This window comes from Thermococcus sp. 21S7, from assembly GCF_012027615.1.
GTDB lineage: Archaea > Methanobacteriota_B > Thermococci > Thermococcales > Thermococcaceae > Thermococcus.
Genome location: NZ_SNUT01000038.1, coordinates 1 through 384, shown reverse-complemented (window position 1 = coordinate 384; position 384 = coordinate 1). Strand labels below are relative to the sequence as shown.

At 37.8% G+C, this 384-nt stretch carries 1 protein-coding gene; it reads right to left on the bottom strand.

The window, feature by feature from the left end; genetic code table 11:
* Window positions 1-384: aldehyde dehydrogenase family protein (locus E3E51_RS12995; RefSeq protein WP_167913526.1), on the bottom strand; the 384-nt coding region annotated here is incomplete at both ends.

Here is a 384-nt window from a genome sequence, read left to right as displayed (position 1 = left end):
GCTATAATAGCAACAACACCCGTTGGTTCAGGGACAGAAAAATTAAAATGAGAGGAAGCTACCGGATTTACTGAACTGAATACCTGTTGAAATTTATCGCACCAACCTGCATAATAAATTAATCTATCGATTGAAAGATTGATTTCGTTTTCTGCATTCGCAGATAAAGCACCTTGCTTAATTAATTCATCCAAAAATTGTGCTTTTCTTCCTTCTAACATTTCGGCAATGCGATACAGTATTTGTGCACGATTAAAAGCTGCTCTTCCGCTCCAACCTCCAAATGCACTGCGGGCAGCAATTACAGCATCACGAAAATCTTTTCTGCTGCTTAAGCAAACATTAGCAAGCAAATCACCTTTAGCATTTGTAGCTTTATAATAC